At 65.7% G+C, this 15,027-nt stretch carries 12 protein-coding genes; 5 read left to right on the top strand and 7 right to left on the bottom strand.

The window, feature by feature from the left end; translation table 11 throughout:
- The first annotated feature begins 6 nt into the window (after nucleotides 1-6).
- Together DES41_RS23520 and DES41_RS23515 are read left to right on the top strand one after the other, a co-directional pair.
- The gene (locus DES41_RS23520) at nucleotides 7-1,377 is read left to right on the top strand and encodes a YncE family protein (RefSeq protein ID WP_114470105.1); all 1,371 of its coding nucleotides are present in this window, start codon (nucleotides 7-9) and stop codon (nucleotides 1,375-1,377) included.
- Nucleotides 1,374-1,823, top strand: coding sequence for a DUF305 domain-containing protein (locus tag DES41_RS23515; protein WP_245965846.1), 450 nt, complete (start codon nucleotides 1,374-1,376; stop codon nucleotides 1,821-1,823). The genes DES41_RS23520 and DES41_RS23515 overlap by 4 nt, the downstream gene beginning before the upstream one ends.
- Nucleotides 1,824-2,636: 813 nt before the next feature.
- Here the strand turns inward: DES41_RS23515 and DES41_RS23510 are convergent.
- The 7 genes from DES41_RS23510 to DES41_RS23480 form a co-directional block, all read right to left on the bottom strand.
- Nucleotides 2,637-3,137, bottom strand: coding sequence for a MarR family winged helix-turn-helix transcriptional regulator (locus tag DES41_RS23510; protein ID WP_114470104.1), 501 nt, complete (start codon nucleotides 3,135-3,137; stop codon nucleotides 2,637-2,639).
- Nucleotides 3,138-3,250: 113 nt separating this feature from the next.
- On the bottom strand, nucleotides 3,251-6,958 hold the full coding sequence (locus DES41_RS23505; RefSeq protein ID WP_114470103.1) for a molybdopterin cofactor-binding domain-containing protein: 3,708 nt from the start codon (nucleotides 6,956-6,958) through the stop codon (nucleotides 3,251-3,253).
- On the bottom strand, nucleotides 6,955-7,497 hold the full coding sequence (locus tag DES41_RS23500) for a (2Fe-2S)-binding protein (RefSeq protein WP_114470102.1): 543 nt from the start codon (nucleotides 7,495-7,497) through the stop codon (nucleotides 6,955-6,957). Before DES41_RS23500 ends, DES41_RS23505 begins: the two co-directional genes overlap by 4 nt.
- The gene (locus DES41_RS23495) at nucleotides 7,472-8,152 is read right to left on the bottom strand and encodes an isochorismatase family protein (protein WP_425466387.1); all 681 of its coding nucleotides are present in this window, start codon (nucleotides 8,150-8,152) and stop codon (nucleotides 7,472-7,474) included. The genes DES41_RS23500 and DES41_RS23495 overlap by 26 nt, the downstream gene beginning before the upstream one ends.
- On the bottom strand, nucleotides 8,149-9,222 hold the full coding sequence (locus DES41_RS23490) for a 2,5-dihydroxypyridine 5,6-dioxygenase NicX family protein (RefSeq protein WP_114470101.1): 1,074 nt from the start codon (nucleotides 9,220-9,222) through the stop codon (nucleotides 8,149-8,151). Before DES41_RS23490 ends, DES41_RS23495 begins: the two co-directional genes overlap by 4 nt.
- Before the next feature lie 32 nt (nucleotides 9,223-9,254).
- Nucleotides 9,255-10,082 carry an alpha/beta fold hydrolase gene (locus tag DES41_RS23485; protein ID WP_114470100.1) on the bottom strand — a complete coding sequence of 276 codons (828 nt, stop codon included), beginning with the start codon at nucleotides 10,080-10,082 and terminating at the stop codon, nucleotides 9,255-9,257.
- Nucleotides 10,079-10,864: a maleate cis-trans isomerase family protein gene (locus DES41_RS23480; RefSeq protein ID WP_114470417.1), complete on the bottom strand. Its 786-nt coding sequence runs from the start codon at nucleotides 10,862-10,864 to the stop codon at nucleotides 10,079-10,081. The genes DES41_RS23485 and DES41_RS23480 overlap by 4 nt, the downstream gene beginning before the upstream one ends.
- Before the next feature lie 192 nt (nucleotides 10,865-11,056).
- On the opposite strand from DES41_RS23480, the gene DES41_RS23475 reads away from it, so the two are divergent.
- The 3 genes from DES41_RS23475 to DES41_RS23465 all read left to right on the top strand — a co-directional run bounded on the left by DES41_RS23475 (nucleotide 11,057) and on the right by DES41_RS23465 (nucleotide 14,908).
- Nucleotides 11,057-12,211 (top strand): FAD-dependent monooxygenase, encoded by a 1,155-nt coding sequence (locus DES41_RS23475; RefSeq protein ID WP_114470099.1) that lies wholly within the window; start codon nucleotides 11,057-11,059, stop codon nucleotides 12,209-12,211.
- Nucleotides 12,212-12,398: 187 nt separating this feature from the next.
- Nucleotides 12,399-12,977 (top strand): amino acid synthesis family protein, encoded by a 579-nt coding sequence (locus tag DES41_RS23470; RefSeq protein WP_114470098.1) that lies wholly within the window; start codon nucleotides 12,399-12,401, stop codon nucleotides 12,975-12,977.
- Between the two features lie 761 nt (nucleotides 12,978-13,738).
- Complete coding sequence (locus tag DES41_RS23465; protein WP_245965866.1) at nucleotides 13,739-14,908, top strand: ABC transporter substrate-binding protein; 1,170 nt, start codon at nucleotides 13,739-13,741, stop codon at nucleotides 14,906-14,908.
- Nucleotides 14,909-15,027 lie beyond the last annotated feature (119 nt).

The following is a 15,027-nucleotide window of genomic DNA, read 5'->3' as shown; positions in this document are numbered from 1 at the left end:
CTATCCATGCAGACCAGACGCACACTCCTTTCGACCACCCTGGGCGCAGTCGCAGCCACCGTCCTTCCGAGCGCCAACGCACTGGCCAACGCGCAGACCGATCCGATCACCGTCGACCCTCGCGATCGCGTCTTCATCACCAACGAGGACTCGAACACCTTGGTGGTCATCGACCCGGCGAAGAACACGGTCGAGACAACGGTCAACCTGACTAGCTTCGACGAAGACCCTCGACCGCCGTTTCGCTACGTGACCGCGGGTGTCGCGCCCACGCATGCGGCGATGATCCACAAGCCGCTTTACCACGGTTGCATCGATGCCCATGGAGCCGTCCCCTCGCCAGATGGTCGCCTGTTGGCCACCAGCGGCCGCGGCTCCAGCAACATCTACTTGATCGACGCTGTGGCCAAGCGCGTGATCGGCAACACCCCGAACGTGAACGCAGGCCCCACGACGAACCCCGAGAGGATCTCCAGCGGCATCCTGCTCGGGAGAGAGCCGCACGAGCCGACCTTCACGCGCAACGGCAAGGAGCTGTGGGTGGCATTGCGTGGTGAGGACCGCATCGCGATCCTCGATGTCCGTCGGGCTCAGCGCCACCTCCACGGAGCCGAAAGCACTCCCGTGCGTCTGCATCTCGGAACCGTCGAAGGTCCCGCCCAGGTGTGGTTCAACCAGAGCGGCCGCCTCGCGTTCGTTGCGAGCCAGAAAGCCTCGAAGGTCGATGTCTTCGCGGTGAACCCGGACGCGGAGGGCTTCAGCCGCCCGCAGCGCGTCGTGACGCTGGACGTGTCCGGCCAGGACAAGCTCGGCTTCACGCCGTTTCTCAAGACCACGCCCGACGGCAAGGAAGTCTGGTTCTCCCACAAGCTGGCCGACACGCTGTCGTGCCGCTCCGTGGAAGGGAGCTTCGCGTTGCTCGATGCCGTAGGGCTCGGCGAGATGGCCCGCCCCAACCATGTGGAATTCGTTCGCAATGCTCGCGGCGACGTGGTCTATGCAAGCCTGGCCCGGGTGGACGACGGTGGCCCGGGCGGTGCGGCATCCAGCCGCATCGCCATCGTCGACCGGTCCGCGCCTGCAGGGAAGCGCAAGGTGGTCGGCACGTTCTTCAGCGGGGGCCGCGAGGCGCACGGCCTGTGGACCAATCCTGAGAACACCTTGCTCTATGTGGCCCACGAACAGGACGAGCTTCCAGGTACCCCGAACGCCGGCCAGACGGTCTGCTCCGCGTTCGACGTCCGCGATCCACTGCAGCCCAAGCATCTGGCGCAGATCCCGCTTGGCAACCTCGCGTTGCCGTCGGGCGCCCTGAGGAACAAGAAGAGCATCAACCTCGTCTACGTTCGCGTCGGCGTGCCTGGACAGACGGCATGATCGGAATCCGAACCTGGAGCGCGGCGGCGTGCACGATGGGTCGGTGCAGTGTGGCGGTAGCGGCCGCCGTGCTTCTGGTCGGCGCGACATCGTCGCAGGACATGCACCATCACCAGCGCAAAGCCCAACGCGAAGACCAGTTCCAGCACGACATGGACGTCAGCATGCAGCGCATGATGTCGGACATGCACGGCCCGGGCTATTCGGGTAGCGCGGACAGGGACTTTCTGGTGATGATGATCCCGCACCACCAGGGCGCCGTCGACATGGCCAGGCTGGTGCTCAAGCATGGCCGTGATCCGGCGACCCGTCAGCTGGCCGAAGAGATCATCGCGACGCAAACTGTCGAGATCGAAGGCATGCGGCGTCGGCTATCGCTTCTTCGCGGGAACGAGGGGAGCGCCGCCGATGAGTACCCGGCCCTGGGCGGGCTACGCGGACGATAACCGGACGGGTCTGTGCATATTCACATACGGTGGGCGGGCCGCCCCTTGGATACTTGGTTACTCATCAGGGAATGACCGTCCGGGCACGCCAGGCGGACGGCGCCGATCCTGCTGTCCGACGACGACATTTACGGCACCATGGTTCGCGTGCGCGCACGAACCTCGACACCAGAGCGTGACGCCGTCATGGTTTGGATCCTGCTCGCCACCGAGCTGCGCCCGCTGGAGGTGGCACGCATGCACATTGGCGACTGCCTGAACGCCGATGGATCCGTCCGGGTCGGGTGCGAGCTGCGAGCCGATGGTGCGGTGAGCGGGCGGGCCCGCGCGATGTACTTTTCCGCGGCCCCGGCCTGCGAAGCGTTCGACCTCTACCTTGCGAGGCGGATCGCGATGGCCGAGTTGCAGGATGCTGTCGACACCGCAGTCCACTTTCGCGGCCTGCGACGCGACGACGCGCTGTTCCTGAAACTGGACGGTCGTGACTTTAGCGTGCAGTCGACACTGACCCGCTCCGCAGTGCGATTGCTATGCCGTGAGATCCACTACGAGTACCGCAAGATCTTCCGTCGTATCGGTGTCGCGGGCCTTACTGCATTGAGTCTGCGGAACACAGTTGCAGACCGTCTTCTGTGCCGGGGTGCGGAAAGGGAGGACGTGGGCGATCTGCTTGGCGTGCGTGAGTCTAAGGCGCCAAAGCGCGAGCGCACTCCGCTGGAGGTCCTGATGCAGAACCAGGTCCGAGACAGGCACGGAGCGCGCTGGGGCTTTCGTTGTGAAGACACTGCCTGTCCAGAGCCGCCCGACGCAGAGTCACTCCGAGGCCAGCCCGCACATCTTCTTGAGCAGGAACACCAACGCGACCCGCTCGGCGGCGTTCAGCTCCCCGAAGGTCTCATCCGAGACGACCTCCGCCGTGTCGATGATCTGTGCGAGGAAGCGCGTACCCGTCGCCGTGAGGGAGATGGACACCTTGCGCTTGTCTTGCGCGTCCGCCGCGACTGCGAGGAGCTTGCGAGACACCAGGCGCTCGACCACGCCCCGGATGGTTGCCTGATCGATGGACGTCTCCGCGACGATCTCGTTGAGCGAGCAGGCGCGCAGGTCCCGCACCGCGCACAGCGTCACGAACTGGGGCATCGTCAGCTGGGAATCCGGAATGCGTTCCTGGAAGATCGCGATGTGGCGCTGGTAGGCACGGCGCAGCAGGTGGCCAACCTGGTGCTTCACCTTGTAGCCGGAGCGGTCGGTCGGCGTTGCGGGGGCTGCTGTGTCAAACCCATGGGCCGGCGGTGGGCTCTCGGAGGCCCCCATGCTGCGCGTCCGGCTCGGCTTCGCCTCGTTCTTGGGCCGCCGGGCGGTACGGGTAGTGCTTGAAGTCATAGAGCGGTAGCAGGCGTCACGCCAAGGTTTCTGATGGTATCCAGTTATTCGGGGGCGCCATGCATAGAGCGGAGCCTACCCACCGTCTTCTGGAGCGATCCCCATTGCTTTGCCTGCGGTGCAAAGCGCTGGCGCATGTAGCTGGCAAGCTCGGCGATCTCGACGTCGTCGAAGGCATCCTTGAAGGCGGGCATGAAGCCGAGGTCTCGCGTTGCCGGATGTTGGACGCCGTTTAGGATGGTGTTGATGAGGTTATCAGGTCGGTCGCTGGTGAGTTGGCTGTTCAAGGTCAATGGCGTGTTGACGCCGAGGAGCTTGGGACCGTCGCCATCGTGGTGACATGAGGCGCATGCGCTGTCGAATCGCCGCTGCGCCGCGCCCAAGAGCTGTCCCTTACTGGCTGCGGCCTGCTCGACCGCGCGCGTGGCGAGGACAACGGCGTTGTCCACCTTCGGGCTGAACGAGGCCAGGTAGGTGGCCATCGCGCTAATGTCGCCGTCCGGCAGGTGCTGCAGTTCACGCACGACTTCCGCCATTGGGCCACCCGCGACACCGTGCCGCGGCGAGTGGCCGTTGCGCAGGTACTGGTACAACGAGTCGTGGTCCCAGGGCACTGCGGTCTTGCCCACCCCGGTGAGGGCAGGTGCTTCCCAGCCGTCGATCACGGCGCCCGAGAGGAACGCGGCGCCGGTGAGTTCTGCGCCCAACGCGTTACGAGGTGTGTGGCAGGCGCTGCAATGCCCCAGGCCGTTGACCAGGTAGGCGCCGCGGTTCCAGTCCGGGGTCTGTTTGGGGTCCGGCTCGAAGGGTGTCGGGTCGTGGAACATCGCGTTCCAGCCAGCGAGCAGTGAACGCACGTTGAAGGGGAACTTGAGGTCGCTTTTCGGCGTCTGCGCGGCCACCGGCTCGAGCGACATGAAGTAGGCGAACAGCGCCTGCAGGTCGTCATCGCTGGTCTTGGCGAAGGCGGTGTAGGGGAATGCAGGATACAGATGCCGGCCGTCGCGCGAGATGCCCTCGCGCATGGCGCGTTGGAAGGCGGTGAACGACCAGCTGCCCAGGCCGGTGGCCTTGTCCGGCGTCAGGTTCGTGGTGTAGATCTTGCCGAACGGCGTGTCCATGGCCCGCCCTCCGGCATTGGGATGCCCATCGGCGGCCGTGTGGCACACGGCGCAGTCGCCGGCGGCCGCCAGCACGCGTCCGCGCTCGATCGTTGCAGCGTTGTACGCAGGCACGCTCAGGCTCACGGGCGCGATGGTCGGACGAGCACCGACGAGGCTCAGCAGCACGCCGATGCCGCCGAGCGCAGCAGCGGTCACCAGTGCAAGCACGCCCTTGCGCTTGGGCAGGACTGCAGCCGGCGGTATCTGCCTGGCTGGCTCGATCAGTGGCGGCTTTGCGGGCTGCTCCGTGGGCGCCGGCAAGGGGTTGAGGGCGGCGAGGACCTTTTCCGGCGTGAAAGGCGGTTCGCGCAGGCGGATTCCGGTCGCGTCGAAGATCGCGTTGGCAATGGCGGCCGTCCCGGGCACGGACGCGGACTCGCCCGAACCCAGCGGTTCTTCCCCCGGTCTGGCCATCTGCACGATCTCGATGACCGGGACCTCGCGAAAATTCAGGATGGGGTAGTTGCCCCATTCGCGGCTTGCAACCACGCCGGTCGGCAGCGTGCCGGGCAGCCTTTCGCCTGTCGGCGCCGAGCCAGGTCCTGGCGCGAAGCGAACCTCTTCCTTCAGCGCACGGCTTGTCGCCTGGACGACGTTCCCATGCACCTGGTGCTCTACGCCTGCGGGGTTGATGGTGAGCCCGGCGTCGTGTCCAACGACCACGCGCCGCACGTGCACTTCGCCGGTCTTGCGATTTACCTCCACATCGGCGACCCATGCCGCCCAGGCCGCGCCGAAACCCGGCCAGGCGCTGTGCATGTAGCGCGCGTAGGCGAAGCCCTGGCCGAAGAGGATGTCGCCGCCTTCTCCGAGCCCGCCGTCCGAGGCCTCCTGCGGACCTTCCCGCATCCGCCAGCCGGCCTTCGCTGCGGTCGCCTGGATCAGATCGAGCGCGCGCGGATCGGCCAGCTGCCGCAGCCGGAACTGGACAGGATCGACCTTCGCCTGGGTGGCCAGCTCATCGACGAAGCTTTCGTGCGCGAACGAGTTCGGCAGGGCCGACACGCCGCGCAGCCAGGAAGCCCGTACGATCGGCGGCATGTCGTTCACCTTGACGCGCATGCTGTCCGCGTCGTAGGGCGGGCGTGCGGTGCGGTCGCCCATTTCGAGCGACTGCGCGACTGGCTCGACGATCCCCGTGAGGAGCAGGGCCAGCGTGGGCGCGCCGTTGCTGGGGTAGGAGGTCTCGAAGTCGTACGCCGCAATGCGGCCTGCCTTGCTCAGTGCGCCTCGAACGTCCATGAGCTGTGCAGCACCTTTGGGCTCCCACTGGCTCTCTTGTTCGCGCGTGAGCTGCACCCGAACGGGCGCGCCTACGGCACGCGAGAGCAGCGCTGCATCGGCCGCAACATCGTCGGCGCCGTTGCGTCCGTAGCAGCCCGCGGCCTCCAGGCGGATCACATCGACGTCCAGCTCTCCGAGCGCCATCAGCCTGGCGAGGTCCGCTCTCAGAACGTGGGGATTCTGGGTACCCGCCCAGACACGCAGCCTGCTGCGCTCGTCAGGCTCCCATGCCGCGACCGCGCAGGACGGGCCGATCGACGCATGCATCTGGTAAGGCCAGAGATAACGCCGTTGCACCGGCTGTGAGGCGCTCTCGAGGCACGCCTCGATGTCTCCCTCATCGACCAGCAGCCGCTGCTTCGCGGGGTTGGCGCGGATCGCGTTCTCGACCTTGTCGGGGCTGGACAGGTCGGGCATGCCTGGCCAGGCCTTCCACCGGATCGCCAGGGTCTTCGCGGCTTCTTCCGCGTGTTCCTCGCGGTCTGCGACCACGCCCACGAAGTCCCGGATCACCACCACCGCGCGCAGGCCGGGAATGTGGGCGACCGAGGCTTCGTCGACCGACTCCAGGGTGCTGCCGACGAAGGGCCCGTGGTCCGCCCCGGCGTAGGGTGGCCGCACCACGCGGCCGTGCAGCATGCCGGGCAAGCGCATGTCGTGGACGAACACGAGCTCCCCGGCCAGCTTGGCCGGGATGTCCACACGTGGCTGGGACTTTCCGACCAGGTGGTAGTCCTGCGGTGCCTTCGTGCGCGCCTGGGGATCAAGCTTCAGCACGGTCGTGCCGTCACCCACGAGCGCAGCGAAAGGGACTTCGCGCTCACCGGCGCGGGCGATGCCCCTGCTCAGACTGACCTCGCTGGGCGCGGCCCCCAGCAGTTCGCCGGCCCGCTCCGCGAGCCACGTGCGCGCCTGGGCAGCAGCAAGACGCAAGGGCTTGGAGTGGATCTGGATGGTCGCGCTGGCGATGGTCGCGCCCTGGTTCGGCGCGCGCGCGGTATCGCCCAGGGCCATGACGACGCAGTCGAACGGCGCGTCCAGTTCCTCGGCGACGATCTGAGCGAGGGCGGTCTGGATGCCGGTTCCCAGGTCCACGTGGCCGTTCAGCGCGCTGATGCTGCCGTCGTTCCACACGGCCAGGAGCACCTCGTCGCCCTCCAGCGGGTTGCCGGTCACGGCGGGCGGCTGACCACGCTTGGGGGGCGGTGCAGGCGGCGTTTCACGGACCACCACGAGCACGCCCCTGGCCGAAAGAAAGTCGCTCCGTTGAAGTGGTGACGAGGCGCGCAAGGCCGTTCGGGTCATCCTGGGTTCTTTCTGTCTCTCAAACGCTCGGCCGCCAGCTCGACGGCCCGCACTATCTCGATGTGCGTGCCGCAACGGCAAAGGTTGCCCGACAGCTCGGCGCGGATCCGCGCGTTGCTCGGATGGGGGTCACGTTCCAGCAGGGCGGCGGCCTGCATCACCATGCCGTTCAGGCAGTAGCCGCATTGCGCGGCCTGGGCGTCTTCGAAGGCCTGCTTCACCGGGTGGAAGTCGCCTCGTGCGCCAAGCCCCTCCAGCGTGGTGATGCGCCGGCCCGCCACGCCGTGCGCAGGAATCACGCATGCGCGCGCAGCACAGCCGTCGACGTGCACGGTGCACGCGCCGCATTGGCCATAGCCGCAGCCGTACTTGGGTCCGTTGAGCTGCAGGTCGTTGCGCAACAGCTGGAGCAGCGTCGTCTGCCTGGGGGTCGCGAGCGTGTGCGTCCTGCCGTTGACCTCCAGTCTGAGCGGCCGCAGCGTCGCGCGCGAGGCAGGTGTTCCCGTCACCGCGTCACCGAGCCGCTTCCAGCACGTCATCCGTGCGGTTGATCGCAAGGTGCAGCGGCATGACCGCAGCGTACTTCTGGGCCATGTCGAACAGGTTCGCCTCGTGCGGTCCGATGGCGCGGTCGCCCACGCAGTCGGAGATGACCAGCGGGCGGAAGCCCGCCTGCATCGCGTCGACCACCGTGCTGCGCACGCAGCCGCTCGTCGTGCAGCCCGCGACGGCCAGGGTACGCACCCCGCGCTGCGCGAGCCATGCGGCGAGCATGGTGCCGAAGAACGCGGACGGCGTGCTCTTGCGCACGACGTACTCGCCCGGCAGTGGCGCAAGCTCGTCCACGATGGCGCTGTCGTGGCTGTCCTCCTTCAGCGCGAGCATGCCGGGAACCTTCAGGCAGAAGATGTTGCTGTCGGCATCGTCGTCGGAGAAGACGATGCGGCTGTGCGCGATGGGCCAGCCCTTGGCGCGTGCGTGGCGCAGCAGCACCTCGGTGCGGGCGATGGCGTGCGGGATGTTGCCGCCCCCGAAGACATTCGGGTTGGCGAATCCGTTGACGAAGTCGACGATGAGCAGCGCAAACGGGGCCTTCAGTTCGAGCGCGTTGCCGAAGCCCTGGCGTTCGTAGCTGGACAGGTCGCCGGCTGGTGCGGCGGCGACTTCCTGCGCGCGGATGGCGGATGAAATCACAAAAACTCCTTGCGTTTGCGGGCGTAGGCGGTGCCGGCCGCGTCCTGAACCTGGCCATCGACCACCACGGATTGCCCGTCGAGGCTCACCGTGCAGCGGCGCATCGGGATGTCGATGTGGCAGGTGGTGGTTCGCGTGCCGCCGGCTTCGTTGTTCGGGCCGAGCGAGAACAGGAAGTTGCCTTCGAACGCGCGGGCGTCCATGCCAATCGTGGCTTCGCGGTCGTACTGGGCAAGCGTGGACCAATGTGCGCGCGGCTGCAGTCCCCAGCCAACGTGCGACATGGCGTAGGCCTCAGCGTCCTCGAAGCTGGCCATGTACTCCGCGAGCAGGTCCGCATGGAAGCCGCCCGTGATCGAGCGCGCGTATCCGTCACGGATCACGATCTCGATGGGGTCGGAGATGTAGCACTTCATGGGCAGGAGGATGTCACCACGATCGAGCACGATGCGGCCCTCGGTGCCTCCCTCGTTGGGCCAGGTCAAGGCGAAGCCGCTCGGCCAGTGGTCCCAGCGGCCGGGCTCATCGACGAAGCCGTACTCGGCGATGGCGGGAAACTCGCCCAGCTCGCAGCGCAACTCCGTGCCTGCCTTGGACGTGACCGTCATCACCTTCGATCTGCTGATCAGGTTCGTCGCCTGCAAGACCCGTGCCCGGTCGTCTTCCGTCGGGACCATCCTGCACAGCACCTCCGGCGGCTCCACCGCCAAGAGGATCTTGGCGCCGGACGCAAGGATCTCGTGCTGCTCAGGCGAGAACAGGAGCGTCATGAGGTCCAGGACAAGGTCGCTGGCCTTGAGGGCGGCGATGGCCGCCTTGTTACCCGTCAGGGGCGTGGTGCCCAGGTAGGCCAACGAGTCCCGGCTCAACGCCTTCTCTCCGTTGACGGGTTGGAGATCGAGCCGGTTGACCACGGCACCCAGCGCGCTCGATGCCGCGATCGCACAGCGCAGCGTCTGCGGATGGGTCGACGCGCTGGTCAGCACGGTCACGGTCTGCCCAGGCTGCAGCTTGGACAGCTCCAGCACGCGGCGCCATGCGCCGATGAATTGTGTGTCGCTGACGGACATGGGATTCCTTGCGTTGGTGAGGCGGCGATGGGCTAGACGAGCGCGGTGCCGAGGAAGGTGCCGAACGCGGCGTAGAAGCCGGCCTCGTTGTCCCAGGGGATCATGTGGCCAGCGCCGGGGACGCGCACATGCCGGGAGGCGGGCGAGATCGCCTGCCACTCGGCCACGTCCTCCGCGCGAACCACGTCGCCGCGTTCCGCCGTCATCAACAGCAGGGGAACATCGACTTGCGGCAGATCGGCGAAGATGTCGTCGCGACCGAAGTCGGAGAAGCTCTGCACGATGGCCGACTCCTTGCAGGTGTGCAGCCATTGGGCGCGCAGCTGAAGCTGCTCGAAGGTCCAGTTCGGGCAGAAGTGCCGCATCTGCTCGGCGTCCATGCCGCGCCTGGCCTGTCGGATCGAGTCGACGTACCAGTCCAGCTTGGCCGGATAGGGCCGCCGGTGCGGGCCCGAGACGGGCGGATCCACTGCGACCACGCTTGCCAGGCCGCCTGGCTTCTTGCTTGCCGCACGCACGGCGATCCGGCCGCCCATCGAATGGCCGACGAGGACCCAGCGCTTGAGCTCCAGTGCCTGTGCGAGCGCAATCACGTCCAGAGCTTGCTGCTCGAGGCTGTAGTCGAGTTCGTCACCAGCATCGGACAGGCCGCGGCCCCGTACGTCCAGCACGTAGGTGTCGAAGTGGGTTCCGATGCGCTCGGCGACGAAGCCCCAGGTCGCCGCCGGGCTGGTGATGCCGGGGATGACGATGACACTGGGGCGCTCGCCCTGAACGCCTTCGGCACCACCGTACCTGAGGTAGTGCTGCCGGATGCCGTTGGCGTGGACTTGACCACCGTACAGAAAGGTGCTGGTCATTGGGCCGTCGCCGTCGCGATGGGGCCGGAGTACGCGCCCGACAGCAACGCACCTGCGCCCGGAACGACCGGGTCAAGGCCGAGCTGGCGGAGGATCGCGTAGGTGGTCGCGATGGATGCCGTAAGGACGGGCTTTCCGGTCTCGGCCTCGACCTGGGCGACGGCAGGCAGGGACGGCATCTGCACACAGGCGGACAGGACGATCACGTCGGCGTCGCGGTAGTTCATGCCGGCGACGATGCCCGGCAGCTTGGCCGGGTCGTGGCGGCCGACGTCCAGGTTGTCGGGGATCTCCAGCGCACGCCAGTCGACGACCTCGAAACCCTCGTGGACGATGTAGTCCATGACCAGCTTGGTCAGCGGGACCATGTACGGGGCCACTAGCGCGATCCTCTTGGCCTTCATGACCCGCAATGCATCCACGAGCGCGCCCGCGCTCGTGATCACGGGAGCCGTCCGGCCATTGGAGGCCGTCTTGTCGGTCAGGCGCTGTTGCGACACGCGGTGGTAGCCGTGGCCCATGGCCATGATCGCGACCAGGCAGGCATAGCCCAGCACATCGACTGCCGCGTCGCTCAGCTCCAACGCGCAGCGGTCGCTCTCAGCGTCCATCGCTGCGAGCTCATCCTTCTCGACCTTCTTCATCCGCATGCGGGCGGAGTGGAAGGTGAACTGATCCGCGGGACGCAACCGCGAATGCGCCTGCAGCATGGCTGGCACCTCTGTCTCCATGGTCGTGTTGGAGCTGGGAACGATCTGACCGATCCTAAATGAGCGTTGCATCAAAGCCTCTTGAAAGTTCATATATAGTGTAGACGCTTGAATATCATCGACGCAAGCGTTCGAATGCTGAGATTTCGCTATTTACTTCTCTTGGAGAACACGGGTAGACTCTTCATTAGTCGAGCGTGTACGCTCTAATTGCACCAAGTGTGCTTGTTGCGCGTGGTCGAGAGGCCCAAGGAAGGAGAACCCATGTCGAAGTCACCACGGATCGCCGTGATCGGAGCAGGCCTAGGCGGAGCGACCGCAGCGGCGCTGATGGCTCAGAACAATATGAATGTCCGCGTCTACGAGCAGGCGCCATCCTTCTCGCGGCTCGGCGCCGGCATCCACGTAGGGCCGAATGCGATGAAGGTGATGCGCCGCATCGGTATCGAGGACGTCATGAACCAGCAGGGTTCGCACCCGGACTTCTGGTACAGCCGCCATTGGGAGACCGGTGACATCCTGGCCAAGATCCCGCTTGGGAACTTCGCAGTGAAGGAGTACGGGGCAAGCTACCTGACCGTGCACCGTGGCGACTTCCACGAACTGCTCATGCGCGCGTTGCCGCCTTCTGCGGTCGCCTTCGGCAAGGAGCTCGTGAAACTGGAAGACCGTGGCGATGTCGTCGACCTGAACTTCTCCGACGGCACCACAGAGCAGGCCGACATCGTCGTGGGCGCCGACGGCGTCAACTCGCGCGTTCGCGAGAAGCTGCTCGGCCCCGAGCCACCGAAGTACGCCGGTTACCTGGCGCACCGCGCAGTGTTTCCGACGCCGCAAGTGAAGGCAGGCATGCTCGGCTTCGACGCCTGCGTCAAGTGGTGGAGTGAGGACCAGCACATGATGACCTATTTCGTCTCCGGCAAGCAGGATGAGATCTACTACGTCACGGGCGTGCCCGCTGTCGAGTGGGACTTGAACGATCGCTGGCTGGCAAGCAGCCGCGAGGAGATGCGCGAGGTGTTCCGCGGCTGGCATCCGACCGTGCAGGCGCTGGTGGAGAACACCCGCGAGGTGACCAAGTGGTCGCTGCTCGAACGCGATCCGCTGCCGCTGTGGAGCGAAGGCCGCATGGTCCTGCTGGGCGATGCCTGCCATCCCATGAAGCCGCACATGGCGCAGGGCGCATGCATGGCCATCGAGGACGCGGCCATGCTGGTGCGCTGCCTTCAGGAAGTCGGCGCCGAGGACCACACCCTGGCGTTCGACCTCTATGAGGCGAACCGGGCCACCCGTGCTAGCCGGGTGCAGAAGGTTTCGCACGACAACACCTGGTTGCGCACGCAGGAGGATCCTGCATGGTGCCTCGGATACGACGTGTTCAACGTGCCGCTGGTCGAGCCGGCGCTGCAGAAGGCTTGAGTCCGGTCGCGAATGCACCCCGGCAGGGGATGGACGTCCGGACTTGCCCGGGACAGCGTTCAGGGAAGGGCGGGCAACGCGATCCATGGTGCGGCTCGCCTGTCGACCCGGGGTCCAGCCTGTGCCTGAGCGCTTTCGTCCGATGCGCCACCGGCCATCCGCGCCAACATATTCAAGGAAGCAATCCATGTCATTGGTTGAAGTTCGCAAGCGCAGCCTGACGGTCGAGACGACCTGCCACGAAGGCGGTCCCGCGCCCGAGATTTCGTTGAAGCTTGCCGTCGCTGCTGCCGTGGTGGCCAACCCTTATGCCGGCCGCTACGAGCCTGACCTCCTCGCGTTCATGGCGCAGTTGCGCGACCTGGGTCGCTCAATGGCCGACGAGCTGGTTCAGCTGCTCGGCAGGAGCGCGATCGAGGTGTACGGGAAGGCCGCGATCGTTGGCATTGAGGGTGAGCTCGAGCACGGAGCGGTCTGGCACGAAGCCGGCGGTTGGGCGATGCGCGAGGCACTCGGCAATCCGAAGGCCATCGTTCCAGCGACAAAGGCCGTGGCTGTCGCCGGCTATCGGTTGATGGTCCCGGTGCACCACATCCAGGCAAGCTACGTGCGCAGCCACTTCAACAGCATTGAGGTCGGCATACAGGACGCACCGCGCCCGAAGGAGATTCTCTTTGCTCTCGCCATGGGAACGGGCGGGCGCGTCCATTCGCGTTTGGGCGGGTTGCTGAAGGAGAACATCGCCGTGAACGACGGCCAACGCTGAGCATCGGCTTCCAAGCTCCAATCCGGCCGCAGGCGTTCATGTTGCCTGCGCGCGCGGTTCCAGGTTCCAGTTGGGCCGCGCTCGCCATCGGGCCCCTTGTCCGCGCAGCACGAGTGGCGCGCCTTCCCGCAAGCGCGCGGGCGCCGTTGCGCGCCAATCGCGGGCTGTTCTGCGCGCAGATGCGTTGTCCTGCATTGTCGTTCTACGCGGACGCTTGCGCGGGCCGCCGCAGCATCGATCGACGATCGTCTTCCTCGGTCTCTCCGTCTCCCAGGCCCGGCATGCGTGCCATCGCCGCGCGCGTCCATCGTTTCGGCCCACGTCCGATCGTCAACGGCATGCGCAAGAAGGTTGTCTAGCGTCGGTGTGCGGATGCTGGAAACCGGCAGGCCCTGGCTCTTGAAAGGCGATCTCCAGCCGCTGGATGTCCGGCCAATCCTCTGTTCCGCGCGCTGTTCAGAAAAAAGCGTAGGCGCTTAATTTGTTACGCGAAAAGTTGATCGATTCCTGCCTACAGAGTGCACCGTTGCTGAGCACGATGGCACCGAAATGTCGCGCTACCTACAGTCAATGTGTGCGGAGGAACTGCTTTCGTGCATCGCACTGGGGAAAACGCTAGCACTTCACTCAGGCATAGCTCTTGCGATGGGTCAATCGAGCGTGTACGCTTTAAATAGCCCCAGCCAATGGCTGGGCCACATTGGCTTCAACTTTTCAGATTCGCTATGTCCATCTTTCATGTCCGTACCTCGATCGTTGTGATGGCCTGTGCCGCAACGACGTCGCTTTGGGCGCAAGGCGTTTACAAGATCGGTGAGATCAACAGCTACAAGGCGCAGCCTGCGTTCCTGGAGCCCTACAAGAGGGGCATGGAGCTGGCCATCGACGAGATCAACGCGTCGGGAGGCATCAACGGCAAGAAGCTGGAGTTGGTGTTGCGTGACGACAATGCGAACCCTGGCGACACTGTGCGCATGGCCGAGGAACTAGTCTCGCGCGAGAAGGTGGATCTGATTGCCGGCGCCTTCCTGTCGAACACCGGCCTCGCCTTGGCTGACTTTGCGAAGCAGCGCAAGGTCTTCTATCTGGCCGGCGAACCGCTGACCGACAAGATGACGTGGCAAGGTGGCAACCGCTATACATTCCGGCTTCGTCCCGGGACTTACACACAGGCCTCGATGCTGGTGCCCGAAGCCGTCAAGCTCAACAAGAAGCGTTGGGCTGTCGTCTACCCGAACTACGAGTATGGCCAGTCGGCAGCGGCTGCGTTCAAGAAGCTGTTGAAGGCGGCGCAGCCAGACGTGGAGTTCGTCACCGAGCAGGCTCCTCCGCTGGGCAAGGTCGATGCCGGCAGCGTCGTTCAGGCCCTGGCCGATGCCAAGCCCGATGCGATCTTCAACGTGCTGTTCGGCGCCGACCTCTCCAAGTTCGTCCGCGAAGGCAACACACGTGGCCTGTTCAAGGACCGTGCCGTGGTGTCCGTTCTCACCGGCGAACCCGAATACCTGGATCCGCTCAAGGACGAGGCTCCCGACGGTTGGGTCGTCACCGGCTATCCCTGGTACTCGATAAAGACGGCTGAGCACTCCGCGTTCGCGAGTGCGTACCAGACTAGGTTCAAGGACTATCCGCGCCTGGGTTCCGTGGTGGGATACACCATGATCAAGTCCGCTGCCGCCGGTATCGCGAAGGCCAAGGGTGCTGATGCCGAAAAGCTAGTCGAGGGATTCAAGGGGCTGCAGGTCGATTCGCCGTTCGGCAGGATCACCTACCGCTCCGAGGACCACCAATCGACCATGGGAGCATTCGTGGGCCGCACGAAAAAGGAAGGTGCGGCGGGCATCATGGTCGACTACACGTACCTTGACGGGAGCGATGCTCGGTTCCAGCCGAACATCGCGGACGTCAAGACTTCGCGTCTGGCCGACTGAGGTCTGCAGATGCCAAGCCTGTCGTCTTTGAAGACCCAGTCGCGCCGCGTCACCGCGGCGCGGCGCCGGGCATTGCCGCTCGGCTATGACCGCCTCGGCGTTTCCTGCTGCATCGACGC

Source organism: Pseudorhodoferax soli (genome assembly GCF_003337555.1).
GTDB classification, from domain to species: domain Bacteria; phylum Pseudomonadota; class Gammaproteobacteria; order Burkholderiales; family Burkholderiaceae_C; genus Pseudorhodoferax; species Pseudorhodoferax soli.
The sequence above is the reverse complement of the archived record's forward strand: the minus strand, read 5'-3'. Positions and strand labels throughout refer to the sequence as shown.

Excerpts from the sequence above, each read along its gene's own strand:
- DES41_RS23500 (WP_114470102.1), bottom strand. The coding sequence starts at position 7,497 with ATGACGTGCTGGAAGCGGCTCGGTGACGCGGTGACGGGAACACCTGCC.
- DES41_RS23490 (WP_114470101.1), bottom strand. The coding sequence starts at position 9,222 with ATGTCCGTCAGCGACACACAATTCATCGGCGCATGGCGCCGCGTGCTG.
- DES41_RS23485 (WP_114470100.1), bottom strand. The coding sequence starts at position 10,082 with ATGACCAGCACCTTTCTGTACGGTGGTCAAGTCCACGCCAACGGCATC.
- DES41_RS23470 (WP_114470098.1), top strand. The coding sequence starts at position 12,399 with ATGTCATTGGTTGAAGTTCGCAAGCGCAGCCTGACGGTCGAGACGACC.
- DES41_RS23520 (WP_114470105.1), top strand. The coding sequence starts at position 7 with ATGCAGACCAGACGCACACTCCTTTCGACCACCCTGGGCGCAGTCGCA.
- DES41_RS23510 (WP_114470104.1), bottom strand. The coding sequence starts at position 3,137 with ATGGGGGCCTCCGAGAGCCCACCGCCGGCCCATGGGTTTGACACAGCA.
- DES41_RS23475 (WP_114470099.1), top strand. The coding sequence starts at position 11,057 with ATGTCGAAGTCACCACGGATCGCCGTGATCGGAGCAGGCCTAGGCGGA.
- DES41_RS23465 (WP_245965866.1), top strand. The coding sequence starts at position 13,739 with ATGGCCTGTGCCGCAACGACGTCGCTTTGGGCGCAAGGCGTTTACAAG.
- DES41_RS23515 (WP_245965846.1), top strand. The coding sequence starts at position 1,374 with ATGATCGGAATCCGAACCTGGAGCGCGGCGGCGTGCACGATGGGTCGG.
- DES41_RS23480 (WP_114470417.1), bottom strand. The coding sequence starts at position 10,864 with ATGCAACGCTCATTTAGGATCGGTCAGATCGTTCCCAGCTCCAACACG.
- DES41_RS23505 (WP_114470103.1), bottom strand. The coding sequence starts at position 6,958 with ATGACCCGAACGGCCTTGCGCGCCTCGTCACCACTTCAACGGAGCGAC.